General features: G+C 56.3%; 1 protein-coding gene. It reads left to right on the forward strand.

All coding sequences use genetic code 11. The annotated features are described in order from the left end of the window. The first annotated feature begins 62 nt into the window (after positions 1-62). The gene (locus EC839_RS24085; protein ID WP_007158801.1) at positions 63-1,043 is read left to right on the forward strand and encodes an IS5 family transposase; all 981 of its coding nucleotides are present in this window, start codon (positions 63-65) and stop codon (positions 1,041-1,043) included. Positions 1,044-1,170 lie beyond the last annotated feature (127 nt).

The following is a 1,170-nucleotide window of genomic DNA, read 5'->3' on the forward strand; positions in this document are numbered from 1 at the left end:
GGAATCTCCGAACAAGTCCTCAAATGTGGTGAAATCCGCCTACCCCCCGATCCGAGCCACCCATGAGCCAGATGAGCTTTTCCGATTTCGAATATGCCGGCAAGCGCAAGCAGACACGCCGCGAACGCTTCCTCGCCGAGATGGATCAGGTCGTGCCCTGGGCAGGTCTGCTGGGCCTGATCGAGCCGTTCTACCCCAAGGCCGGTGGCGGTAGAAAACCTTATCCTCTGGACACCATGCTGCGCATTCATCTGCTGCAAAACTGGTTCTCCTTGAGCGACCCGGCCATGGAAGAAGCGCTCTACGAAATCACACCCATGCGCCAGTTTGCACGCCTGACCTTGAGCGCCCCGATACCTGAAGACACCACGATCATGAACTTCCGGCACCTGCTGGAAAAGCACCAACTGGCCCCTGCAATCCTCGCGGTCATCAACGGTTATCTGCAGGAAAAAGGCCTGTCTCTGCGCCAGGGCACCATCGTCGATGCCACCATCATTCACGCCCCTTGCTCGACCAAGAACGAGGAGGGAAAGCGCGATCCCGAGATGCATCAGACCAAGAAAGGCAATCAATACTTCTTCGGGATGAAGGCGCATATCGGCGCCGATGTCGAGTCAGGACTGGTTCATCATGTTCATGGTACGGCGGCCAATGTGGCCGATGTCACGCAGGTCGCCGAACTGTTGCATGGCGAAGAAAATGCGGTCTTTGCAGACGCTGGATACACCGGTGTCGAGAAGCGTGCAGAGCATGAAAATCGTGACGTCATCTGGCAAATCGCGGCGCGGCGCAGCACCTATTCCAAGGTGGGTAAACGCAGCGTGCTCTACAAGGCCAAGCGCAAGATCGAGTACTGCAAAGCTCAAACACGGGCCAAGGTCGAGCACCCGTTTCGAGTGATCAAGCGTCAGTTTGGTTACGTGAAAGTGCGCTTTCGTGGGCTGGTCAAAAACACGGCTCAGCTGACCACGCTGTTCGCTCTTTCAAATCTTTGGATGGTTCGAAAACAGTTGATGGGTATGGGTGAGTTGCGCGCATAACACGGAAACCCGGGCGGAAATGCCCTCGAAACACGCTGCATCAGGCCATTTTCAGCGGAAAGCGCTGATTGCTGAGTGAATTTTCGGCTTGCCGCTGCCGCGCGGCAAGTTGTTCGGAGCATCCCTA

The organism is Pseudomonas sp. JUb52 (assembly GCF_004341115.1).
In the GTDB taxonomy this organism is placed as follows: Bacteria; Pseudomonadota; Gammaproteobacteria; order Pseudomonadales; family Pseudomonadaceae; genus Chryseomonas; species Chryseomonas oryzihabitans.

Bases quoted from the DNA above. Each gene is read 5' to 3' on its own strand.
- EC839_RS24085 (WP_007158801.1), top strand. From the start codon at position 63: ATGAGCCAGATGAGCTTTTCCGATTTCGAATATGCCGGCAAGCGCAAG.